This is a genomic window from Ruegeria sp. BB7 (assembly GCF_056539365.1).
Window position 1 is genome coordinate 1 of sequence record NZ_JBQFUV010000017.1, and the last position, 23,224, is coordinate 23,224.

Sequence of the window (23,224 nt, forward strand, 5' to 3'; positions counted from 1 at the left end):
CGTCGATGCCGCCTTCGGCCAGAACCACACCGGCACCGTTCAGGATCACCGGGTTCTTGGCGTTCGACAGCAGCTCGGCCGCCTGTGCCACGGCACTTTCGCCGCCCGAGGGGCGCTCGAATTCAACAACCGCGGGCAGGTCGACGTCGATCACCTGGGTCCACATATCGCGTGGGATGTTCAGCTGAGCCGGGGCACTGGCGCGTTTGGCCTGCATGATCACGCGGTTCAGAACCTCGCAAACGCGGGACGGGTCGCGGACCTCTTCCTGATAGGCAACCATGTCCTCGAACAGTTTCATCTGTTCGACTTCCTGGAAACCGCCCTGACCGATGGTCTTGTTCGCCGCCTGCGGGGTGACCAGCAGCAGCGGGGTGTGGTTCCAATACGCGGTCTTCACCGCGGTCACGAAGTTGGTGATGCCGGGGCCGTTCTGCGCGATCATCATCGACATCTTGCCGGTGGCGCGGGTGTAACCATCCGCCATCATGCCGGCGCTGCCCTCATGCGCGCAGTCCCAGAACATGATCCCGGCCTTCGGGAACAAATCCGAAATCGGCATCATCGCAGACCCGATAATCCCAAACGCATGTTCGATACCATGCATCTGCAGAACCTTAACAAAAGCCTCTTCCGTCGTCATCTTCATTGGTGTGTTTCCTTACTTGCAGACAGCAAACGCGCTGCTGAGTGGTTTATTGATCTCATAGAAAGTGGCCGCCAATTTCCGGCGGTCACAGGCTTGTGCTTTCAGCGGTGCCCAGAAAAGCGGGACGTTCAGGTATCGTCCGGATTTGGCACGATCAACGTTGGTATTCTGGACCTTCGCAGAACGCGTTTGGCGACAGTCCCCAGAAATGTGTGCGAGAAGCCGTGATCATGCGCCCCCAGGACGATCAGGTCACAGTTCAGTTCGACCGAGCGGCGCAGAATAACTTCGGCTGGGTGACCGTCAGTAACCTCAACCGAGGTTACCTGATCACGGATCTTTGCATCATCTCCTTCGAAACGCGCCCAGAAGTTGGCCTGCCGTTCGGCCAGTACCTTACGCACCATCTCATGACGGCGCGCGAAAGCGGTTTTGCGGGTTTCTTCGTTAAGGATGAACATCTCCATCGTGATTTTGGCGTCGTCCGACAAAGGTTCATTGACGTGGAGCACGTGAATTTGCGCCCCGGTGCCCTGCGCAATGCTGGCGGCATATCGCAAGGCATGGGGTGAATTCGCCGACAAGTCTGTTGCAAACAGGATGTTGGTGACCAGTTTTTTCATGTCGTCATCCTTTCCAGATCAGTAGCCCAGCAGCCGTGGCAGCCACAGCGACAATTCAGGGAAAAAGGCGATGATGAAGATCGCGATCGTGTTTGCAGCCGCAAAAGGCAGCGCGCGCACCGAGATCTGTTCGATCGTGATGTTCGAAATCCCCGAAGCAATGAACAGGTTTTCACCCAGCGGCGGGGTCTGGAAGCCAATGCCCAAGGTACAGACCATCACCACGCCAAAGTGGATTGGGTCGATCCCCACTGAATAGGCCACCGGCAGCATCACCGGCACCAGGATCAGGATGGTGGCCAAAGTCTCCATAAACATGCCGACAAACAGCAGGAAGAAGATGATCAATGCCCAGATCACATAGAGGTTGTCCGTGAAGCTGAGCATCGAATCCGCGATGATCGCTGGGATCTGGTTTTCCACCAGCAGTCGACCAAACACAGTTGCGGTAAACAGGATCAACAACACCCGCCCGGTCAGCCAAGTTGTGGCCTCTAGCGACTGAAACAGCGATTGCCATGTCAGTTCGCGATAGATCACGACGCCTACAACCAGCGTATAGAAGATGGCAACGATTGCAGCCTCGGTTGGCGTGAAGAAGCCGGTATAGATACCGCCCAGGATCACCAACGGCGCCATCAGCGACCAGAACCCGCGATACATCTCGCAACCGACGTGACGGATCGACCAGCCTTCGGCAACGCCTTTGTAACCACGCTTTTTCGACATGAAAAAGTTCAGGATCAGCAAGCTGGTGGCAATCAGGAAGGCGGGTACAAATCCCGCGATGAACAGTTTCGAGATCGAAACCGACTGGAAGGTGCCGAACTTTTCGACGGCTTCCGGCGGAGGTGCCATACCGAGCGCGGCAATGCCGAAGATCACCATCGGGATCGAGGGAGGAATAATGATCCCGAGGCCACCTGACGAAGCGGTAATCGCCGAGGCATAGCCGCGCTCATATCCACGGTCGATCATTGCGGGGATCATCAGCATCCCCACCGCCGCGGTTGTTGCCGGGCCCGAGCCCGAAATTGCACCGAAGAACAGGCAAGCCATGACCGTTGCAGCCGAGATGCCACCAGTAAACGGACCGGCGAGGCTTTCGGCGACATTGATCAGGCGTTTTGATATACCGGCTGCCTCCATCAAGGCACCGGCCAGAATAAAGGCGGGCAGCGCCATCAGCGGGAAAGCCCCGACTGAGGTAAAGGCGATCTGCACGAATTTGATGGGGTTTTCATCCAGGTACAAGAATGAAAACAGCGAAGCCACACCCAGCGCCACTGTGATCGGTGCGCCGATCAGCAGCAAAAGCAGGAATGAGCCAAACAGAATTGTGACGATTTCGGATTCCATGATGTGTCCTCCCTGCCCTTAATCTTTCTTGGCCGCTTCGGTGGCGGCTTTGATTTCGTCGAGATCGATTTGATCGGGATCGTGGATATCCTCGCCCTTGATCAGGCGGCGATAGTTCACCTGGATGATGCGGAAGGTCATCAGTGCGAAGGCCAAAGGCAGCACCATGTAGATGTACTTCATCTCAACGCCCAAGGTCTGAGATTTCCAGAACTTGTTCATCTTGTTGAAAACGAAATCCGTGGCCAGATACAGGAAATAGACATTGAAGAAGAGCCAGAAGAGATCGGCGAAGGCTTCGATGTATTTGATGTAACCGCTGGGCAGAAACTTGAACTGGAACGTCACACGGTTATGGGCACCCTTTAAGGCCGCGTAGCTGGCACCAAAGTATACGAACCAAACAAACATGTAGACCGAGAGTTCCTCGATCCAGCTGATCGAAAACCCAAAAACTTCGCGCGCGACGATCTGCACGAACAGCAGGCAAACGAAGCCCGATAACAATATTCGGCAGATGACACTTTCTATATTGTCCAGAAATTTCCAGAACATATGGTTTCCCTCCTCCCTGAGTTGGAAAGAGCGCCGTGGCGCTCTTTCCGGTATCGCTCTGCGGCGATTATTGTTGGACCGGCTCGCGGCCGATGGCTTCGAGAACTGTGTTCAGTTTCTCGACACCGCCGATGGATTCGTAGAACTGCGGCCATACTGCGCCAGTTGCCAGTTCGATGAACTCGGCCTCATCGTTCTCTGGATCGATGATTTCCATTCCTTTGGCGGTCAGCTCTTCCTTGATCGCCGCTTCTGAGTCGCGCAGGAACTGCGCTGACGCCAGAGTTGCCTCCTGACCGGCTTCCAGAATCATCTGCTGTTCTTCTGCGGACAGGTCTTGGAACACAGCCTCGGATATGATCAGCGGTTCGATCGAGAAGATGTAACGCAGGTTGGTGACGTGGTCCTGAACCTCGTAGAACTTCATTGCGTTAATGGTCAGATATGGGTTGTCCTGACCGTCGACCACTTTGGTTTGCAGACCAGTAAAGGTTTCCGACCAAGCCATCGGAGTCGGGTTGATACCCCATGCCTTATAGGTTTCGATCATGATCTCGTTCTTGGGAACGCGGATGATCAAATCTTGCAGATCGGCAACCGAGCTGACCGGTTTCTTCGAGTTGGTCAGGCGACGGAACCCTGTATAGGTCCATCCGATGATACGCACGCCAGCGTCGCGAATGGTGTTTTCGACCAACTCCTGACCGATTGGCCCTTGTGTCAGTTTCTCGGCGTCTTCCAAGCTGAGAATAACATAAGGCAGGGTGAATACGCCTACCGACGGCGAAAACGGCGTGATGTTGTTGATGGCCAGCAGCGACATGTCCAGCGTGCCGATGGCCGCTTCGTTCACGGTGTCCTGCTCTGAACCCAGTTGACCGTTCAGAAACAGAGTCGCTGTGTGTTCACCGCCCGATTTTTCCTCGAGCGCTTTGACGAATGCGATGCCCAGGGCTTCTTGTGCGCTGCCGGCGCTGTCGCCTACCGCGATCTTAAAGTTCTTTGCATCTGCCGCGCCTGCGACCATCAGCGCTGCCACGGAAACGGCGGCGGTGAAGGTGCCAAGCTTGTTGATAAATGACATGGATGTCCTCCCAGTTGTCGGATTTTTCGAGGTGCGCGCCAGCTTGGGGAGAGAGTAAGCCAGTCCGATTCTGCCTCGGCGAGAAGAACCTAGCTTGCACAAAGTGTTTCTTCGTTGTTAAAGTTTGCGCGATAGGTTTCACATATATCGAACTTACAAGATGAATCATAATTCGCTCGCCACACGAATAGGGGATACCGACATCCGCCTGCTGCGGATTTTCAAGTCAGTCGTCGAATGCGGTGGTCTTTCGGCTGCCGAGGCAGAATTGAATATCGGCAAGTCCACCATCTCGAAGCATTTATCTGACTTGGAACTGCGACTTGGTTTGAAGCTGTGCAATCGCGGGCCATCAGGGTTTTCCTTGACCGATGACGGCGACAAAGTTCTTCGCGCGGCCGAAGAACTGCTCATCTCGGTGTCGCAATTCAGAACCGAGGTTAACGAGATTAAAGAGCAGTTGGTTGGTACCGTTCGAGTAGCCCTGTTCGATCAATGCGCTTCAAACCCGGAATCCCACCTTGCCCGCGCTATCCACAATTTTAATGAAGCCGCGCCTGCCGTGCAGATCGAACTGTCTCTGGAACCGCCAAATGTGATTGAAACCATGGTCATCGGGGGGCAGCTGGATATCGGGATCATTGCATTGCATCGCCCGTCAAGCAGCCTGCAATACTCGCCGCTTTATGGTGAGAATATGTACCTCTATTGCGGCAAAAACCACCCATTGTTTGATGCTTCGGACACCGATTTAGGACCAGCGGATATTAACCAGTTCAGCTATGCAGGGCTAAATGTGAACTCTCCCAACCTAATCGTTGGTCAGCAACTAGGGTTCAGACGTGCAGCCAAGGTACAGAATGAACAGGCCCTGGCGATCCTGATTTTATCTGGCCGTTACTTGGCCTTCCTACCAGATCATTTGGCGCAGAAATTTGTCGAGAGGCAAATTATGAAGCGAATTCTGCCTAACCAAATTCGTTATCGAACCAGATTTGCTGCTGCCACGCGGAAACAACCAGGAATGTCGCGCGTCGCCAAATTGTTTCTGGATGTCCTGATCCAGGAACATGTCCAGAATGTTGAAGGCATACTTACCGAGACCAACGTTTGAGCATACTCCCCTCCGCCCGTGCTGGACAAAGGGGCAGGAATTCTATTTCCGGCCCTTTTTCCGGTTCTTCCAGAACGGCGGGACATCTCCGGCCATGATGCAGCCGTAAGGGTCGATGTAGTCCTCAATCTCGGCCAGATCATAGGACTTAATCTGCTCCACAACGTTGTCCGCACTCTTGTAGCTGGATGGCAGTTCAGACGCATCGACGCCACCCGCATGGAACCGGATATCGAGACCCTCGGTTTCCGCCTTCAGCATCTGCTCCGGCGTCACCGAACCCATCCGGCGCTTATGCTCGGAACGTGAAAAGTTCCGCCCGGCACCATGCGGGCTGAATCCGAGACCGTGTCCAGCATCCTTGCCGCGCACAACCAGAACCGGCTCGGACATGTTCAGCGGGATCAGTGTCAGACCAGTGGCGTCCGCGGCGTAATCCCCCCAAGCCGGAGTCGCGCCCTTGCCGTGGTAGAACAGGTCACCCCGTTTGAAGACGAAGTTGTGTTCGTTCCAGAACCGATTCCCTACATCGCCCACACGCGCGGCCTCGACCGTCGCCTGATGGATCGCGTTGTGATTGGCCTTGGTCCATTTGCGGATCAGTTGCAGCGCCTCCCAATAGTCACGACCCTCCTGCGTATCCGCAGGAATCCAGGCGTTTTGCTTGGATGTCTGCGGCGACAGTTCCTTGCGGAACCGCTCGGCCATTGCCATGCCGTTCTTGTACAGAACCGCCCCCGGCCCGCGTGAGCCATGATGGGTTACAATCGCCGTTCGCCCGGTCTTGCGCGACCGACCGACAAACAGGAAATGGTTCCCGTCACCCTGCGTCCCCATATGCTCCTGCGCCATGCGCAGCGACTTGGGGTTGTCCAGAAACGGGTTCTCGCGGAACGCGTCCATCAGTTTCAGCGAAGTCGTAAACCGTTTGCCCTGCGGTCGCCCGCCCGGACCGAAATGCGTCACCGATTGCGCAGCATCCAACACAGCTTTCGGGTCAGCATTGCCCAGATCAGTGATCATAACCGAGCAACAGATATCCGCCGAATGCATCCCCGGATGGATTGCATTCCGGGCCGCCGCTACTCCGCCCACCGGAATTGTGCCGACCGGACCCGCCGGACAAGCATCGGGCATAATCGACCCGGCCTCAATCGTCGGCGTCCGCATCAGCGCAGTCATCGTCTCGCGCACTTTCTGGACGTTGTCTTCCTCATCCGGGTGGCCTGCGTCGATGTTTTCGTGAAACGCCAATTCTCCAGGCGCGCGCAGGTCCATCGTCACCGGGACTGGCGGAATCTCACCCTCCAGCTCCTGCCGGATGCGAACCAGTCCAAACCCCTCGGCCCGCATTTCATTCGCGCGCGCCAGCAGGGCGGGGAATTGCTTGCCGGGGCGATGTCCCCAGTCTTTCAGATGCTCCCCGGTCACCGGGTCGAAAATCTTTTCATCCATCTTCTTCACTCACATTTCCAACCTGCTTGGGCGACAAAATGTTCGCAAACCATTTTTCCGCCACCGGATCGCTCCGGGCTGGACTTGAACCAGCACGATATGGTGACCCATGTCCCCCTTTCGGGTGCGTCTACCAGTAGGTCTGCGGGCATTCGCCCAACACGTCATTGGCCCCGGCGACAAAGATTGAAGAAACAGTTGGGAGGCCCGCCCCGCATCTGAATGGGCAGATGCGTTTGCCGTCTGGGCGCCGGCACGGAGGGGAGTTGAACCCGCTCGACCTGTCCCTGTGGTGCCATGTAGTTCCTTCGGCATTCGCCGGGTTTTCCTTTCGTTTTTGGCCTCGACGACAAGGCGGTCGTGTTTGCGTGCAAAGCACGACCATGGTGAAACGCCCTGCTCTACCCGACTGAGCTACCGCCCGTCCCCCGAGGGGCTCGGACGAGCGGGATTCGAACCCGCGACCAGGAGATTAACAATCTGTAGTTCCACCGGCATTCGCCGAGAATTTTTGCACTTAGGGCAGACAGCACGGTATGAGGTCCCGTCCATGCCAGAGAACGCCCGCCAGGTGGGAGAGTCGAACCCCCAGGTTGCCTCGTATAAGGCCCCGCGCTGTCTGCGCTAAGTGCGAGTTCCTTCCTTTTTCTTTCTCGCATTCGGGTCAGGCAGACAAGGAATGGTGAGACGGCGCCCTCTTCGGGCGCGGATCGGGTTCAGCGATGTAGTCCCACCGGCATTCTGCCTGATGTTGTTTTGCTGGTCGGGCGGTACACCGCCCGAACCTTTATTATACGTCGATCTTTTCAATCTCACCGACCCAATGATCCGGGCCAGTTTTACCTTCGGCAAAGGCCGCGATCTGATCAAAGACCGCATCCGAGAACCCGCCGACATTCAGCACATCGGCACGCGTCTGCGCCTGCGTGGTCCCGTATGGGGCGATGTCGATGCAGACCAGCTTGGCCTTCGGGTTGCGAAGCTTGATCACTTCCCATTCTTTCAACATCGCTGTGCCCTGCCCACCGTTCCGGGCGTCCACCCAGGATTGGTTATCGGACACGAACACCACTAGGTCCGGCGCGCGACCGCGCTTGTTCAACCAAGCCAGCGGCGCGGAACAGTTCGTCCCACCTCCGGCCAACGCGGCCAGGCGTTCGGCGTTGGTCAGGATCGTGTCGCGCGGCTCCAGACGCACATCACGTACATCGAAGTCGAACGGCAGCACCTGACACCCGCGGTTCGCCCGCTGGAACGACGCTGCAACCAGCGCGGCCACATCCACGTGACGCACTGCCGAGGTCGCCCCCGGACGGTACCCGGTCACGGCCCAAGTCATTGAACCCGAAACATCCGGGCACACGACAACCTGCCCCGCAACCTGCGGCACGTTCTGCGCAGCGACTTCCATCGCATCGTGCAGTGCGTCCACGATGTCTTGCGGCATATCCCCGGCCACGTTTTGCGCTGCCACCATCAACTGGTACGGAAACGCTCGCGCCTTGGCGATGGCCTTCGGGTCCCGCAGCAGTGCTGCCACTTGATCCACATTCTTGGCCACGTCAAAAACGCCGTGACGCTGAAACGTGTTCAGGTTCTGCCGCAGCATCTGCCACGATCCTTTGCGCGCAATCCGCGCCCAGTGTTCCGGCGACAACTCTAGCTGCGTCAGCATCTGAAACGGCACATCCGGCACCGGACCCTTTCCGGTCTCACGGAACGCGATCCAATCCCTCAGAGCCTGCGGCAGCCGTGCCAGATTGCACGGCCGCCCGACGATCCAGGCAAACAGCGCCTCCCGCTCGGCCGAGACCGGTTTCGGGTGCACCATCTTGATCACATCCGCCAAAGACGGGTCGTTCCCGATATTGGCGTTCAGCAGCGCCCGATCGGACGCAGTGTTCAGCCAGTTCTGCACCATCGCTTTCGGTGCCGACCCCAGAGACTTACGCCCCGTCTGACCTGACCGAATGACCTGCACAAAAGTGCGCAGCATCTTGCCGTTATCAACGACACGTCCAAAAACAGCCCGAAACAGAACCGGGTCTCGCCGGGCCAGAGCGGCCAGCAACACAGCGGGCATATCCTTCATGTACCCCGACTGACGGGCATAGATAGTCGCCTGCGCCAGAAACTTCGGTTCAACGGCTTCGGCCACATCCAGAACGTATTCCAGTTCTTCCTGTGGCGACTGATAAAACATACCCCCAAAAGTCCCGGTCACGGCGACCTGAGCCAGAGCATGGGCATCGGAATAAGCGTAAGCCGGTGCGCCATGGGCGTTCCTTGCAGTTGCCTTCGGCAGCAACCGGCCTTTCATCGATGCAAACACGGATTTGTTCGCCATTTCTTTGTCCTCATTTGCTATGAGACGGTTTTGCCATGGGACGGCTACCGAGCAGAGAAAAAAGCGATATTCACGTATTACACTGTTTTTAAACTGTTTTTTTGAGAATTGATTAATTGATCTCCTATCAGTACGATATTTTCATATCGCCTTTTATAGTTTTCGCTAAGATATGAAAAACGTTGTCATCGGATTCCTCGGCACCCAGTTGGATATGGGTAAGAAACGGCGGTGGAAACCGACGCCCAGCCTTGTCGCCCATGACCACTTTGACGTTCATCGGCTTGAAATTCTTTACGATCTGAAATTCAACCGGCTCGCCCATCAGGTCAAACGGGAGGTTGAAGAATTATCTCCTGAAACCGAAGTCCTGCTGCACCAAATGGATCTGGACGATCCATGGGATTTTCAGGAGGTCTATGGCAAGCTGTTCGATTTCGCGCGCGGATACGGTTTTGATGAAGAGCGCGAGCAATATCACGTCCACCTGACCACCGGCACCCATGTTGCGCAAATCTGCTGGTTCCTGCTAACTGAAAGCCGCCACATCCCTGCACGCTTGATTCAGACTGGCCCACCCGGTCCGAACGAAGACATCCCGAAATTCGACATCATTGATCTGGACCTCAGCCGGTATAACGCACTGCAGCAGCGGTTCGACCAATTGTCGCGGGAATATAGCGATCAGCTTAAAAACGGAATCGAAACGCGCAATCCTCAATATAATGCACAGATCGACCGGATCGAGCTGATCGCCAGCAACTCGGACGAACCAATCCTACTGCTTGGCGAAACCGGGACCGGCAAGACACAATTGGCAGAGCGGATCTATACGCTCAAACTTGATCGACGGCGGGTCAAGGGGCGTTTGGTTCATGTCAACTGCGCCACGCTTAATGGGCCGGATGCGCTGGCCACATTGTTTGGCCAGCGGCGCAGCTATCTGGGTCAGGCCGGGACCGAGCGCAACGGTTTACTGCGTGAAGCCGATGGTGGTGTACTATTTCTGGATGAAATTGATGAACTGGGCTGGAATGAACAATCGGTCCTGTTGCATGCGATCGAAACTGGCCGGTTTTATCCCCTGGGGTCCGACCACGAAATAGCCAGCCGCTTTCAAATCATCGCTGGGGCTAACCGTGACCTGCACGTCTTAGCCGCTGCCGGACAGTTCCGTCCTGATCTACTGGCACGCTTGAGCATGTGGCGTTTTACTCTGCCCGCGCTGCGGTCGCGTCAGGAAGATATTGAGGCCAACCTAAAATTCGAACTTGCCCGATCTGAGCGTGCACTGGGCACTCAGGTGGGCTTCAACGCAGATGCACATGAGGCTTATCTAAAGTTTGCCACCAACCCCGCCACGCAGTGGCCCGGCAACTTCAGGGATTTCAGCGGCTCGATCAAACGCCTGTGCACCCTCGCACCCCGAGGTCGGATCACGCGGACCATGGTTGAGGAAGAGATTGCAAATCTGCGCTCCAGTTGGGCGGCTGCCACGTCAGATACGGACTTTACCTCGGTACACCACGTGCTTGGTGACGCTGCATTAGATATTGATCCATTTGACCTTGTGCAGTTGGCCCGGGTTATACACACCTGTCAGAACACTCCCAATCTAAGTGCGGCGGGCCGTGAGCTTTTTGCAATGTCTCGGCAAAAGCGCAAAACTCAGAACGATGCAGATCGGTTGCGAAAATATCTGCAGAAATTTGGGTTGGATTGGGAAACCGTGACGAGCAGCAGAGGGGGTCAAGACTGATGGCCTTTCCTATGGCACTCTTCCCTCCCATTAATCACATTTGATATGCGCTATCTTCACGGCAATGGACACCCGTTAGTTTTTGCTTGCGTCAGCTCCAGCGGCATTGGGGCGATAAAATCCACGATACCACTTCACAAACTCGGCGACCCCATCGTCAACCGAGGTCTTGGGTTGATATCCGGTCAGGTCGTTCAACAATGAAGCATCAGCCCAGGTTGCGGGCACGTCTCCGGCCTGCATTGGCATCATGTTCTTTTCCGCCTTGATGCCGGTGGCCCTTTCAATTGCCTCGATAAACGCGGTTAAATGCACAGAGTCATTGTTGCCGATGTTTACCACCCGATGAGGAGCAACAGGTGATAGACTGTCACCCTCGGGTACGCGCCCATCTGTAGGCCGAACTGGTATTGCATCCATTAAAAGGCGGATAGCCTCTACCAAATCCTCGACATAGGTAAAATCCCGCTTCATATCGCCATGGTTATAAACGTCGATCGGATTGCCTTCGAGGATCGCCTTAGTGAATTTGAACAGGGCCATATCCGGCCGTCCCCAAGGGCCGTACACCGTGAAAAAGCGGAACATGGTGACCGGCAAGTCGAAAAGGTGCGCATAAGAATGCGCCATGTTCTCGGTCGCTTTTTTGGTGGCCGCATAGAAGGACAATTGGTGATCAGCGCGCTGAGTTTCCTTGTAAGGCATCTCGGTATTGGCCCCGAAGGCAGAAGATGTAGACGCCAGAAGCATGTGTTTCGGAGGATACGCACGGGCGGCTTCCAGAATTTCGAATGTCCCGTTCAGATTGCTTTCCAAATACGAGCGCGGGTTCTCGATCGAGTAGCGCACACCAGCCTGAGCCGCGAGGTGCACGACAAAATCGAATTCGTGCTCGCGAAACAGGTTCATCACCAAATCGGGGGCCTCGACCTTTCCGATCACGGGTGTGAAATTCTCTCCATTAGGTTGACGCGCCAGCATACCATGGCGGGTCTCTTTCAGTGTCACATCATAATAGTCGTTTAGCGCGTCCAGCCCGACCACGCAGTAGCCATGCTGTAGCAGCAGTTTACTTAAATGAAAGCCGATGAAACCGGCCGATCCGGTTATGAGAACGCTCTGCATATTGCTGCCCCTGCCTAAATCGAAATCAATTAATCTTTGTTGAGCCCGATAATTGTGATTTTCAACCCAAAAGGTCACGGTATGGATACCACATCCATAGTTCAAAAACAGAGTTCGGCAGAGATGTGACGGAACCTACGGGGCCAAGCCACGAAAATTAAAAAACTGCCGCTCGAAAGGGAACGACAGGACAAGGCATCAATCATTCTATTCTAGGATGCGTTGGTTGGCATACCTTCAGATCATTTTCATTCCAGAACCAATGCGTGTATCCCCGAAGCCGTCGTGCCTGTGGAATGCACGCGAATGACGCCCACAGGTAAGATTGAAAAATCCGCCACCTGAACGGTTCGGGTCTCACCTCGCACTGTGGTCAAGACAACCGATCCGCCTGTTTCAACGTACAGACCGATTGCTGCATCCGCCATATCCATCGTGTCAGAAAGTATGGCAGGTACGATATCACGCGCTGGACCGGAAAGACTGGAAACGCGGTTGGTGAATGGGTTCGAATTCATGGAGCAGGTCTCGCTGTCAGTGTTAACCGGCAGCACGTTAGGTAAAACCGATTAACGACCTGAAATCTTAGCGAACGTTGCGGCCCCTGCATGTATCAGGATTTGGCGACCAACTGTTTTCTTTGCTCAACAGTATGTCGACAGCGCATTTTCAAACACGCGCTGATAATCCAATGCCTGACGACCTACAGCCAAGTTCACGCCGTTGGAACGCCCCCGCCAGACGCCATGTTTGCAGAGATTTCTGCAACTTCCTTGTCGATATAGTAGAGCGAGTGCGGCCCGTCACCTATGAGTTTTATCCGATCTATAATGCCTTGAAACGTCTTGATTTCCTCGCGCTGTTCCATCACGAACCACTGCAAAAACTCAAATGTGCTGTGGTCATCCAAGGCTTGCGCTTCTTTCACGGCCGCGTTGATCCCATCGGTCACTTTCTTTTCGTGATCAAGGATCATCTGGAACAAACCTTGAACCGTGTCAGTTTCGACCTTTGGCTCTGGCAGGGCCTGGAATCGGATCGGCCATTCGCAGTCTATAAGATAGTTGAGCATCTTCTTCATATGCGTCAGCTCTTCATCCGCATGAGTCAGCAGCAGTTCCGAGCAGCCATTTAGGTTGCGTTCTGCACACCACGCGCCCGCCTGCCAATACAGGTGTGCGGCCCTGAGCTCATGGTTCATCAGATCGTTCATAGTGGCTGCGGACGAAGGGTGTGACATAGCTTTGATCCTTGAATGGATTGGGTTAATTTTGGACGTTGGCTGGATAGTTTCAGGTCAACCTGTACAGGTGGCATTTGAACTTTCTGAAATCCGTTGGTTTTCAGCATAGCCTATTATTGAGGATTGGAGCCAAGCCTCCTTTCTTTGAGTTAAAGCACTAAACAACCGTTAAACACCGTTTGATATCCGGCCGCGGTAATTCATGTCGCTTGTGGACCTGTGTGTCGCAATCTCGCTAGCGGTGGCGTGTATAACCCCCCAAAGTTTGAAAATGATGAAGACTTGCATTCCAAATCCGATGGAACGCCGCGCCACCGGCTGTGATCTGGTGCCTTCTGCCTGATTGCCGGGCATTTTGCCAACTGCTTGCTCTGCAACCACGGTAACTTCGGAAGACTTCATGACAATACAGACATTGCGCCTAGCCATAGATATCGGCGGTACTTTCACAGATACAGTATTGGTTTCCGATGAAGACACGATCCTTGCCTCAACCAAAACGCTGACCACTCACGGAAATCCGGCCGAAGGCGCGATGGAAGGCGCGCGGCGGGTCATGCAGCAATCCGGTCGAAGACTCACCGAAGTTACTGGCTTCATCCATGGAACGACACTGGCGACCAACGCGCTGATTGAACGACGCGGCGCGGTTGTGGCAACCATCTGCACCGAAGGATTTCGGGACATCCTCGAAATCGGGTACGAGCGGCGATATTCCCAATACGACATCAATCTGGAAAAACCAGATCTGCTGGTTCCGCGCGAACGATCCCTGACCATTAGCGAACGTATGTCCGCAGAAGGTGATGTGCTGATCCCGTTGGACGAAACCCAAATCGATGCACTTCTGGCTGATATCGACGCAAGCGGGGCCGAAGCGATAGCGATCTGTCTGATGCACGCCTACGCCAACCCCACCCACGAACAGTGGCTGCGCACAATTCTGACTGAACGTCGCCCCGATCTGACGGTTTCGATTTCATCTGATGTCAGCCCCGAAGCGCGCGAGTTTGACCGCCTGTGCACTACCGTGGCGAACGCTTATATTCAGCCATTGATGGAACGCTATCTGTCCGGGTTTGTCGACCAGTTCGAGGCCGCAGGTGTTACCTGTCCAATTCTGATGATGACTGCAGGTGGCGGTATGTGCACCGTGGAAACTGCCGCCCGGTTCCCGATCCGTCTGGTCGAATCCGGCCCTGCAGGCGGGGCAATTCTGGCGGCGCGCATCGCGGCACGCTCTGGGCTGGACAAGGTCCTTTCCTTTGACGTGGGTGGCACCACGGCCAAACTCTGCCTGATCGACAAGGCCCGCCCGCAAACCTCGCGTGCATTCGAAATCGCGCGCGCCGCCCGGTTTATCAAGGGTTCGGGCATGCCGGTTCGCATTCCGGTGATCGAGATGATCGAGATCGGCGCAGGCGGCGGCTCGATTGCGGGTGTGGACCGTCTGGGTCGCCTGACTGTCGGCCCAAAATCCGCTGGCTCCGAACCCGGGCCGGTGGCGTTTATGCGCGGCGGTGCTGACCCTACTGTGACCGACAGTGACATCACTTTGGGTTACATCGTGCCGGATACTTTTGCCGAAGGGCATATAAAGCTTGATCCCGAAGCGTCCAAGGCCGCCCTGACCCGCACGATAGGCCACAGGCTGAACTTGGACGCGATCGGCTCGGCCGATGGAGTCAGCCGCATCGTGGATGAAAGCATGGCAAGCGCCGGAAGGATGCATGCGGTAGAAAGCGGCAAAGATCTAGGCCCACGTACAATGATCGCTTTTGGCGGCAATGGCCCGCTACACGCCAGCCGGGTGGCACGTTCAGCCGGGGTGTCCCGCATCGTGATCCCACCCAATCCGGGCGTTGGGTCCGCAATCGGATTTCTATTCGCTCCAATCTCTTTCGAAATTGTCCGTTCACGCTATTCACTGCTTGAAAGTCTGGGCTTGGACGGGGTGAACGACCTGTTCGACACAATGATAGCCGAGGCAAAAGAGGTCGTGGGCCAAGGTGCTGGCGACGCTCCGACGGAAACCCTGCGGACCGCTTTCATGCGATATAGCGGACAGGGGCACGAGATCGAGATTACCTTGCCGGATCGCCCCCTGACTGCCGAGGATATTACCCCCCTAACCGCCGCGTTCGAAAAGGAATACCGCAAGCAGTTCTCGCGTCCGGTTCCGGGGATGGAGATCGAAATCCTGAACTGGGCCGTGCGGGTGGCAACCCCGGACCCTGCCCTATTGCCGGTGCCAGAGACACCAGAATGCACCGCGTTCAATGTTACCGAAACGCGCCAGATCACCTGTGATGTGGATGGCTCAACCAAGGATGCCGCCTTTGTGGCCCGCGCCGACCTGAAGCCCGGCAACCACGTATCGGGCCCGGCACTTATCCATGAGCCGCAGACCACCACACTCGTATCCGCGGATTTCTCTGCGCATATGGATTCAATAGGCAACCTTGTCCTGACCCAACACCAGAAAGGAGGCGCATGATGACCGCTGAACTTTCCCCTGCCCGCCTGCAAGTGATGTGGAACCGTCTGCTGGCGGTGGTCGAGGAACAGGGTCAGACCCTGATCCGCGCAGCCTTTTCACCTATCGTAAGGGAATGTGGTGACATCTCGGCAGGTATCTTCGACGTGAATGGTCGGATGTTGGCCCAGGCAGTGACCGGCACTCCCGGTCATATCAACACCATGGCCGAGGCCGTGTTGCATCTGCGCGAGCGTTTTTCACTGCAAGACATGAAGCCCGGTGACATTTATATGACCAATGATCCATGGCTGGCCTCGGGGCATTTGAATGACTTCCTGCTGATGATGCCCGCATTCAAGGATGACAAGGTGGTGGGCTTTACTTCCTGCACCTCGCATCTGGTTGATCTGGGCGGTCTGGGCATGGGCCCAGAAGGCTCGGATATCTATGACGAAGGGCTTTTGATCCCGCCCTGCAAACTGGTCGAGGCCGGAACCCCCAACGCACTGTTGATGGACATCATCCGCGCCAATTCGCGCGAGCCGATCGCCAATGAAGGCGACATCTACGCCCTGATCGCCTGTTGCGAGGCAGGGGTAAAACGTCTGATCTCGATGATGGACGAGTTCGAGATCGACGACCTGGACATGCTTGGTAGCTACATCATCGACACCTCTCGCAAAGGCGCGCTGGAGGCTATCACCGAGGTACCCGAAGGCGTCTACAAGAACGTGCTGCGAATGGATGGCTATGAGAATGAGCTGGAGCTGCACGCGACCTTGACCGTCGCCAAGGACGGGATGCACGTGGATTTCACCGGCACTTCGGGCTGCTCGAAAAAAGGCATCAATGTACCGCTGAACTATGCGACGGCCTATACCGTTTTTGCCCTGCGCTGTATCGTCGGGCCTGACATTCCGAACAATGCCGGTTCGCTGGAACCGTTTACGGTGGATGGACCAAAGGGCTGTATCCTGAACGCGCAACGCCCCGTGCCGGTGGCCATGCGCCACACGTTGGGTCAAGTGACCCCCGATCTGGTATTGGGTTGCCTGCATCAGGCACTGCCGGATCAGGTTCCGGCCGAGGGTGCCTCATGCATGTTCGATCTGCCGATGCGTCACGCGCCCGAAGTGGCGGCGAACGGGGGACGTGAGTTTGCCATCGAACCCGTGCACAACGGAGGCACCGGCGCGCGACCCCATGCGGATGGGTTATCCGCCACGGCTTACCCGTCCGGCGTATTCGGCTCGCAGGTTGAGATCACCGAAAGTATGGCCCCAGTTATCATGTGGCGGCGCGAGCTGCTGCCGGATTCCGGAGGCGCGGGCCAGTATCGTGGCGGATTGGGTCAGAGGATCGAGATGACTTCATCCAACAACGCACCATTTATCGTGTTCCTGTCAGTCGAGCGGCTGAAATTCCCGGCTTTGGGGCGCATGGGCGGTCAACCCGGTGCTCTGGGGCGTATCCGGTTCCGCGACGGAGACAGCGATATTCCGGGTAAAGGAGAACTGCGGGTCGAAGGAGATGACTACTTGATTTTTGACACCCCCGGCGGAGGCGGTTTTGGAAACCCGGCCAAACGGGACCCGGCAGCCCTGGCGTTGGATCTGAAACGCGGACTTGTCACGGAAGAAGGCGCGAAAGCCTACGGGGGTGTATCATGATCCGGGCCGTAGACCACATCCGGCAGATGGCCCCCTATGCGCTAGCCGATCTGGGTGGATCGGACACCGTTTCTTTGGCCCAGAACGAGAGCGCTTTTCCGGCCAGCCCCGCCGCCGTGGCAGCGGGGCAAGCGGTGCTGGCTGGCCTTACATTGTATCCCGATCCTGATTGGCCCGAGATGCGGGCCGCGATTGCTGATGTGCACGGGTTGGACCCGGCGCGGGTGCTGTGCGGGGCCGGGTCGATGGAGCTGATCGGCTGCCTGATCCGTGCCTTTGCAGGACCCGGCGATCAAGTGCTGGGCACGCAATACGGCTATGCATTTGTGGCTTCGGCCACCGCACAGGCACAGGCACAATACGTCGCTGCGCCCGAGGACGACCTAACCGTCTCAGTCGATGCTGTTTTGGTTGCTGTCACGCCAGAGACCCGCATTGTGTTCATCTGCAATCCGGGCAATCCAACAGGCACACTGATCCCAAATGCCGAAATCTTGCGCCTGCGCGCCGCTCTGCCCGCCGATATACTGCTGGTCGTCGATCAAGCCTATGCCGAGTTTGCCGACCACGACAACGATCCGGCAGAGATCTTTGCACTGGCGGACCGAGAGGATACAGTGATCACGCGCACCCTCTCAAAAGCTTACGGGTTGGCTGGCGCACGCGCCGGATGGGGCTATTTCCCCGTCGGTATCATGAAGGAGTTGCGCAAACTTCTAAACCCTAACAATATCTCGACTGCCTCGCAGGCGGCAGCCACGGCGGCGATGCACGATCAGGTGTATATGCGCGATGTGGTGGCCCGCACGGCGGCCATTCGGGACCGGTTCGCCCAAGACTGCCGCGATCTTGGGCTGAGCGTGCCCGAAAGCCATACCAATTTCGTGCTGATCCGTTTTGCCGATGCTGAAATGGCACGAAACGCAGACGCCGCATTGCGCGACCAAGGCCTTTTGATGCGCGGAATGGGAGGCTATGGCCTAACCGAATGCCTGCGCGCAACAGTTTGTGAAGAGGCGGTGATGGACCGCTGCCTTGCAGTCTTAAAAGAGGTGACGTCATGACCCATGAGACCCGGGCACGGGCCAAGATCGGCGTCTTGGTACCCTTCACAAACACCAATCTCGAAGCGGATATGATGTTGATGCGTTGCCGGGATACGACCCTGCACTTTCAGCGAATAGGGGGATATGACGTAGATAAAATCCCCGGATCGGATCAGATGGCCGGTCTTGGGGCTTCGGATATCAGCCATGACTTGAAGATGATCTCGGGCGTGCGGCCCGATGTGGTGCTCTATGGCTGCACGTCGGCTACACTGACCCATGGCCCATCCTTCGACAAGCAACTGGCGCTGGACATCAAGGCCGGGTCAGGCGCGCTGTCCATTACCGCCGCCGGGGCGTTGGTGAGCGCGATCAAGACATTGGGCGTTACCAAGGTCGGGTTCTCATCGCCCTATCTGGGCGAGATCAACAGACAGGCCGTGGACTTTCTGGCGCAAAATCAAGTCACAACTGTCAAATGCGCGGATATTGGCCGCAATCTAGGCAATTACGGACAGAGCGAGCTGACCCCGGATGAGGTGTTCGAACTGGCCTGTCAGGCTGACCACCCCGAGGCCGAAGCCATTGTGCTCAGCTGCACCGACATGCGTGCGGTCGAGGCAATAGACCGGATCGAAGCTGCACTAGGTAAGCCAGTTGTGACCTCCAACCAAGCGCTCATGTTCGCGCTGATGCGCGCGCTTGGCTTGCCCCGTCAAGGGAATACCCCCGGCCAACTATTCGATCTGCTTTGAGAGCATCAGTCCTGTATGCTGACGCAAGCTTTATGCGCCTCAACAAGAACCTCGTCGGACCGGCTTGTATGTATACTAACCTATCAAACGACCCCTTCCATGGCTGGTTTGACATCACGTAGACGGTGCCCTTTGGGATCAAATGGGGCTTCTGCCAGAACTGTCGCCTTGTGTGGTTTGCCCAAGATATAGACCTCAACCGTATCCCCAGGCTGGGCCACGTTGGGATCCAAGTAACCCAGAGCCAGAGATTTCCTGACCGAATAACCGTAAGCACCCGAGGTCACGCGACCTGCAGGTCTGCCGTCGATGGCAAATATCGGCTCACCACCTGTTGCATCGGCGTTCTCGGTGACACCAACCTCAAAGATCGAAAGCACTTCGCGCGGCGCAGTATCCTTGATGGTCAGATAGGCTTCTTTGTGCAGGAAATCCTTGTCCAACTTAATCAGGTCCGCCAACCCGACCTCTTGCGGGTAATACTCCTGCGAATACTCGCGCCCCCACGAGCCATAGCCCTTTTCGATCCGCAGCGACCCTAGGGCACGACCGCCCACCGGTCCGCCGTCGCAATCCTTAGCCGCCTCAAGCAGTGCAGAATAAAGCCTGATCTGGTCCTCTTCGGCGCAGTGCAACTCCCACCCCAGATCACCAGTAAAGCTGACGCGGATCGCCAAGCAGGTCACACCCGCGACGTCGATCGTTGCCGAGCGCATAAAGCGGAAGACCTCGTTCGACAGGTCCGCATTGGTTAGCCGCTGCAACAGATCACGCGATTTGGGTCCTGCAACATTGAATCCCGCGATCCGGTCCGTCGCGACCTCGACGGTGGTGCCTTCGGGCATTTCGATCATGTTGAAGAACCGCTGATGATAACGTTCAGCCATGCCCGAGCCGATCATCATGTACTCGTCATCTGCCACCTTTGTAATAGTGAAGTCGCCCGCCACCCCACCGCGGACCGAGATCAGCGGCGTCAGGCAGGAGCGCCCCACCTCGGTCGGCACCCGGTTGGCTACCAGCTTGTCCAGCCAGTCGTGCGCGCCCGGACCCTTGATGACGTAGTTGGCGAAGTTCGAGATGTCGATAACGCCCACATTTTCGCGTAGCATCTTCACCTCGCGGCCTACCGGTTCGAACCAGTTCTGGCGGGTAAAGCCGTTGGTCTCTTCGGTGCCCGGCTGGTCGGCGAACCACAGCGGATGTTCCCACCCGCAGTTCAGGCCAAAGACGCAGCCCATGTCCCGTTGCATCTCATAGGCCGGACGTACACGGGCCGGACGGCCGGCGCTGCGTTCCTCGTTCGGGAAATGGATGGCGAAACGGTGGGTATAGGCGTCTTCGACCCGTGCCTTGGTGAAGGCCTTGTCCGCCCATTCGCCAAAACGGGCCACGTCCCAGGCGAACATGTCGTATTTCGGCTCACCCTCGATCATCCATTGCGCCGCCAGCAGGCCCAGCCCACCCGACTGGGAGAAGCCTGGGATCAATCCTCCGCAGATGAAATAGTTCTTTAGCTCGGGAACCGGACCCCACAGCATGTTGGCATCGGGCGACCAGATCATCGGGCCGTTGATCACCCGTTTTACCCCGGCGTTGGCCGCAACCGGCACCCGTTCGGTGGCGCGGATTACGTTCTCCATGATCCGGTCCAGATCGTCGGGGAACAAGTCATGGGCAAAATCCAGCGGAGTACCTTCTTCGGCCCAGAACTTCATGTCCTTCTCATAGGCACCGATCAGCAGACCATTGCCTTCCTGACGGAAGTAATACTCACCATCCCGGTCCGCGATCGACGGCAGACGGCGGCCCAGATTGGCAACTTCGTCAATGGACTCGGTCACGAAATACTGATGCTCGGTTGGTTGCAGCGGCAGGGTCAGGCCCGCCAGCGCGGCAACTTCCCGCCCCCAAAGCCCGGCGGCATTGACCACCCACTGCGTGCGAATATCACCCTTGGGCGTGCGGACGATCCAACTGCCGTCAGCCTGTTGCTCGGTTCCCGTGACCGGACAAAACCGCTCAATCGTAGCTCCCATCGCCCGCGCACCCGCAGCATAAGCATGCGGTACGCCAGACGGGTCCACATTGCCGCCATCGGGTTCATACATGATGCAGCGGATGTCATCGAACTGCGCCAGCGGGTGCAGTTCCTTGGCCTCTTCGCGGCTGACTTCGTGGAAGTTCAGCTCATAGAACCGAGCCTTGGCCTCTTGCAGGCGCAATTGGTGCTCACGCTCTTCGGTTTGTGCCAGATACAGCGACCCGGGCTGGAACACACCGCAACTTTGACCAGTTTCCTGCTCCAGCTCTTTATACAGGTTCATCGTATAGTGCTGGATGCGCGTGATATTGTTGTTGTCATGCAGCCCGTGAATATTAGCCGCCGCATGCCATGTTGAGCCACTGGTCAGCTCGTCCCGTTCCAGCAGGATGGCGTCCGTCCAACCCAGCTTGGCCAAGTGATACAGGATTGAACATCCGGCCAGTCCGCCACCGATTACGACTGCTTGTGCATGAGTTTTCATAGGGTATCCATCCTGTAAAAGTCGCTGGAGGAGTTTGTTTTCGTTGTGTCGCGCAGCCCACATTGCAAACCGCAGTGGACTTTAAGGCATCGATCGTGGCTTTGCTCGGAGTTTCGAGCGTCAGTTGCTGGCATCTGGAACCATCCAGGCAAGGGCATCATTCCGAAAAGATATATGAGGCAGTCGCCCAAAACTCTCACAAAAAAAACGGGGGCAAAGCCCACGTGCTATTTGAGCGAAGGAAGCCGGAGCGCTTCTGTCCATACACGGCTTTCAAGATATACCGGTTGGGGTTGACCTAATCAAATCCAGACCACGCCGCATCAAGTTAGCTGCCTTCGAACAATAAATGATTTGTCTGAAAATTCGCGACTGGCGCCTGAACCGCCGGACGTTCCTGACCCAACAAAGACGCTGCGGGCTTCACTTTCTTTGATACTTTGCAGTCCGAAACAGCAGTATAAACACAAAAACAGATCCTATTGAGGTTGTAACGATCCCAACTGGAAGTTCTTGCGGGGCTAACAAAAGTCTACTGAGAATATCCGAACCGGTCAGCAGCGCTGCACCCACCAATGCAGCCGTTGGCAACAGGCGATTATGCAATGGACCGGCAATCCCACGGGCGATATGGGGAACCATCAAACCGACAAAGCCAATAACACCAGCGACCGAAACGAAAACCGCAGTGGCCAAGGCCGCCACAAAAAACATGCTGAACCGCAAGCCCTGCACTGGCACACCCAATGTCGAAGCCGTCAAGTCCCCCGTCAGAAGGGCATCGAGCCAACGGCTGCGATACAACGCATAGGTCAGGATCAGCAACAAACCAGCGCAGACAAGCGGAAAGGTTTCCCAACGCGCCAACCCTAGCCCACCCAGCATCCAAAAGATGACTGAATGCGCGGCACGGCTGTCGCCTGCAAAGATCAGGTAATTTGTTATGGCCGAGAACAGGAACGACACCGCCAGACCCGCAAGGATCAGCTTTTCCGGTGCACTCGTACGTAGCCCGCGGACCAGCGCCAGCACAATTCCTGACGCCACTAACCCACCGCAAAAGGCGGCCAGCGGCAGAGTCCAGAAACCCAGAAGATCCCCTGTAACCGTGATGACAAACACCGCTCCGGCAGCCGCCCCCGAGGACAAGCCGAATAGAAACGGATCGGCCAGATCATTGCGTGTCGTGGTTTGTAGAACGACGCCAACTATACCCAATCCGGCACCAATCACCGCAGCAAACAAAGCACGCGGCAAGCGCAGGTCAAAGACGATCCGATGCGCGGGGGCCATTTCTCCGTCGACCAGACCAGTGCCCAAAAGGACAGCGTCGAATGCATCCACGGTAGGAATTGGAGTTGTACCGTACACGGTTGAAATCAGCAAAAGGGCGGCCAGACCGACCGCCCTCAACATGAGTAAGAGGCCAAATC

18 protein-coding genes are annotated in these 23,224 nt (G+C 56.5%); 6 read left to right on the forward strand and 12 right to left on the reverse strand.

Translation table 11 applies throughout. From position 1 onward, the window contains the following. The 5 genes from ACR0D7_RS17410 to ACR0D7_RS17430 all read right to left on the reverse strand — a co-directional run. Positions 1–649: thiamine pyrophosphate-binding protein (locus ACR0D7_RS17410; protein WP_480680154.1), on the reverse strand; the 649-nt coding region annotated here is incomplete at its 3' end. Positions 650–777: 128 nt separating this feature from the next. Next, on the reverse strand, positions 778–1,272 hold the full coding sequence (locus tag ACR0D7_RS17415; RefSeq protein ID WP_480680155.1) for a universal stress protein: 495 nt from the start codon (positions 1,270–1,272) through the stop codon (positions 778–780). An 18-nt stretch (positions 1,273–1,290) separates the two neighbouring features. Beyond that, on the reverse strand, positions 1,291–2,631 hold the full coding sequence (locus tag ACR0D7_RS17420) for a TRAP transporter large permease (protein ID WP_480680156.1): 1,341 nt from the start codon (positions 2,629–2,631) through the stop codon (positions 1,291–1,293). A gap of 18 nt (positions 2,632–2,649) precedes the next feature. Beyond that, positions 2,650–3,186, reverse strand: a complete 537-nt coding sequence (locus ACR0D7_RS17425; RefSeq protein WP_170571830.1) for a TRAP transporter small permease — start codon at positions 3,184–3,186, stop codon at positions 2,650–2,652. 67 nt (positions 3,187–3,253) lie between these two features. Beyond that, the gene (locus ACR0D7_RS17430; RefSeq protein WP_170384036.1) at positions 3,254–4,270 is read right to left on the reverse strand and encodes a TRAP transporter substrate-binding protein; all 1,017 of its coding nucleotides are present in this window, start codon (positions 4,268–4,270) and stop codon (positions 3,254–3,256) included. Between the two features lie 160 nt (positions 4,271–4,430). Here ACR0D7_RS17430 and ACR0D7_RS17435 point away from each other — a divergent pair, with 160 nt between their 5' ends. Then, a complete protein-coding gene (locus ACR0D7_RS17435) occupies positions 4,431–5,384 on the forward strand; it encodes a LysR family transcriptional regulator (protein WP_480680157.1) in 954 nt (317 codons plus the stop codon). A 42-nt stretch (positions 5,385–5,426) separates the two neighbouring features. Here the strand turns inward: ACR0D7_RS17435 and ACR0D7_RS17440 are convergent, their stop codons facing one another. Then, a complete protein-coding gene (locus ACR0D7_RS17440; RefSeq protein WP_480680200.1) occupies positions 5,427–6,839 on the reverse strand; it encodes an RtcB family protein in 1,413 nt (470 codons plus the stop codon). Between the two features lie 790 nt (positions 6,840–7,629). Continuing rightward, positions 7,630–9,186 carry a vWA domain-containing protein gene (locus ACR0D7_RS17445; protein ID WP_480680158.1) on the reverse strand — a complete coding sequence of 519 codons (1,557 nt, stop codon included), beginning with the start codon at positions 9,184–9,186 and terminating at the stop codon, positions 7,630–7,632. Between the two features lie 172 nt (positions 9,187–9,358). On the opposite strand from ACR0D7_RS17445, the gene rtcR reads away from it, so the two are divergent. Further along, on the forward strand, positions 9,359–10,945 hold the full coding sequence (gene rtcR / locus ACR0D7_RS17450; RefSeq protein ID WP_480680159.1) for an RNA repair transcriptional activator RtcR: 1,587 nt from the start codon (positions 9,359–9,361) through the stop codon (positions 10,943–10,945). A gap of 75 nt (positions 10,946–11,020) precedes the next feature. Here the strand turns inward: rtcR and ACR0D7_RS17455 are convergent, their stop codons facing one another. The 3 genes from ACR0D7_RS17455 to ACR0D7_RS17465 all read right to left on the reverse strand — a co-directional run bounded on the left by ACR0D7_RS17455 (position 11,021) and on the right by ACR0D7_RS17465 (position 13,310). Then, on the reverse strand, positions 11,021–12,070 hold the full coding sequence (locus tag ACR0D7_RS17455) for an NAD-dependent epimerase/dehydratase family protein (protein ID WP_480680160.1): 1,050 nt from the start codon (positions 12,068–12,070) through the stop codon (positions 11,021–11,023). A gap of 248 nt (positions 12,071–12,318) precedes the next feature. Continuing rightward, the gene (locus ACR0D7_RS17460; RefSeq protein ID WP_480680161.1) at positions 12,319–12,588 is read right to left on the reverse strand and encodes a spike base protein, RCAP_Rcc01079 family; all 270 of its coding nucleotides are present in this window, start codon (positions 12,586–12,588) and stop codon (positions 12,319–12,321) included. Positions 12,589–12,785: 197 nt separating this feature from the next. After that, complete coding sequence (locus tag ACR0D7_RS17465) at positions 12,786–13,310, reverse strand: ferritin (RefSeq protein WP_480680162.1); 525 nt, start codon at positions 13,308–13,310, stop codon at positions 12,786–12,788. A 403-nt stretch (positions 13,311–13,713) separates the two neighbouring features. Here ACR0D7_RS17465 and ACR0D7_RS17470 point away from each other — a divergent pair, with 403 nt between their 5' ends. From ACR0D7_RS17470 to ACR0D7_RS17485, 4 genes are read left to right on the forward strand one after another with little or no spacing between them, the layout of a single operon-like run. Beyond that, complete coding sequence (locus tag ACR0D7_RS17470) at positions 13,714–15,810, forward strand: hydantoinase/oxoprolinase family protein (protein ID WP_480680163.1); 2,097 nt, start codon at positions 13,714–13,716, stop codon at positions 15,808–15,810. Beyond that, a complete protein-coding gene (locus ACR0D7_RS17475) occupies positions 15,810–17,462 on the forward strand; it encodes a hydantoinase B/oxoprolinase family protein (RefSeq protein WP_480680164.1) in 1,653 nt (550 codons plus the stop codon). Before ACR0D7_RS17470 ends, ACR0D7_RS17475 begins: the two co-directional genes overlap by 1 nt. Next, positions 17,459–18,526, forward strand: a complete 1,068-nt coding sequence (locus ACR0D7_RS17480) for a pyridoxal phosphate-dependent aminotransferase (RefSeq protein WP_480680165.1) — start codon at positions 17,459–17,461, stop codon at positions 18,524–18,526. The genes ACR0D7_RS17475 and ACR0D7_RS17480 overlap by 4 nt, the downstream gene beginning before the upstream one ends. After that, positions 18,523–19,263, forward strand: a complete 741-nt coding sequence (locus ACR0D7_RS17485) for a maleate cis-trans isomerase family protein (RefSeq protein ID WP_480680166.1) — start codon at positions 18,523–18,525, stop codon at positions 19,261–19,263. The genes ACR0D7_RS17480 and ACR0D7_RS17485 overlap by 4 nt, the downstream gene beginning before the upstream one ends. An 83-nt stretch (positions 19,264–19,346) precedes the next feature. Here ACR0D7_RS17485 and ACR0D7_RS17490 read toward each other — a convergent pair whose 3' ends face one another. Together ACR0D7_RS17490 and ACR0D7_RS17495 are read right to left on the reverse strand one after the other, a co-directional pair. Continuing rightward, complete coding sequence (locus ACR0D7_RS17490; RefSeq protein ID WP_480680167.1) at positions 19,347–21,791, reverse strand: GcvT family protein; 2,445 nt, start codon at positions 21,789–21,791, stop codon at positions 19,347–19,349. Positions 21,792–22,214: 423 nt separating this feature from the next. Then, entirely contained in the window at positions 22,215–23,207 is a 993-nt protein-coding gene (locus ACR0D7_RS17495; protein ID WP_480680168.1) for a FecCD family ABC transporter permease, read from the reverse strand. Positions 23,208–23,224: the final 17 nt, after the last annotated feature.

Bases quoted from the DNA above. Each gene is read 5' to 3' on its own strand.
- ACR0D7_RS17415 (WP_480680155.1), bottom strand. From the start codon at position 1,272: ATGAAAAAACTGGTCACCAACATCCTGTTTGCAACAGACTTGTCGGCG.
- ACR0D7_RS17420 (WP_480680156.1), bottom strand. From the start codon at position 2,631: ATGGAATCCGAAATCGTCACAATTCTGTTTGGCTCATTCCTGCTTTTG.
- ACR0D7_RS17425 (WP_170571830.1), bottom strand. From the start codon at position 3,186: ATGTTCTGGAAATTTCTGGACAATATAGAAAGTGTCATCTGCCGAATA.
- ACR0D7_RS17430 (WP_170384036.1), bottom strand. From the start codon at position 4,270: ATGTCATTTATCAACAAGCTTGGCACCTTCACCGCCGCCGTTTCCGTG.
- ACR0D7_RS17435 (WP_480680157.1), top strand. From the start codon at position 4,431: ATGAATCATAATTCGCTCGCCACACGAATAGGGGATACCGACATCCGC.
- ACR0D7_RS17440 (WP_480680200.1), bottom strand. From the start codon at position 6,839: ATGGATGAAAAGATTTTCGACCCGGTGACCGGGGAGCATCTGAAAGAC.
- ACR0D7_RS17445 (WP_480680158.1), bottom strand. From the start codon at position 9,186: ATGGCGAACAAATCCGTGTTTGCATCGATGAAAGGCCGGTTGCTGCCG.
- rtcR (WP_480680159.1), top strand. From the start codon at position 9,359: ATGAAAAACGTTGTCATCGGATTCCTCGGCACCCAGTTGGATATGGGT.
- ACR0D7_RS17455 (WP_480680160.1), bottom strand. From the start codon at position 12,070: ATGCAGAGCGTTCTCATAACCGGATCGGCCGGTTTCATCGGCTTTCAT.
- ACR0D7_RS17460 (WP_480680161.1), bottom strand. From the start codon at position 12,588: ATGAATTCGAACCCATTCACCAACCGCGTTTCCAGTCTTTCCGGTCCA.
- ACR0D7_RS17465 (WP_480680162.1), bottom strand. From the start codon at position 13,310: ATGTCACACCCTTCGTCCGCAGCCACTATGAACGATCTGATGAACCAT.
- ACR0D7_RS17470 (WP_480680163.1), top strand. From the start codon at position 13,714: ATGACAATACAGACATTGCGCCTAGCCATAGATATCGGCGGTACTTTC.
- ACR0D7_RS17475 (WP_480680164.1), top strand. From the start codon at position 15,810: ATGACCGCTGAACTTTCCCCTGCCCGCCTGCAAGTGATGTGGAACCGT.
- ACR0D7_RS17480 (WP_480680165.1), top strand. From the start codon at position 17,459: ATGATCCGGGCCGTAGACCACATCCGGCAGATGGCCCCCTATGCGCTA.
- ACR0D7_RS17485 (WP_480680166.1), top strand. From the start codon at position 18,523: ATGACCCATGAGACCCGGGCACGGGCCAAGATCGGCGTCTTGGTACCC.
- ACR0D7_RS17490 (WP_480680167.1), bottom strand. From the start codon at position 21,791: ATGAAAACTCATGCACAAGCAGTCGTAATCGGTGGCGGACTGGCCGGA.
- ACR0D7_RS17495 (WP_480680168.1), bottom strand. From the start codon at position 23,207: ATGTTGAGGGCGGTCGGTCTGGCCGCCCTTTTGCTGATTTCAACCGTG.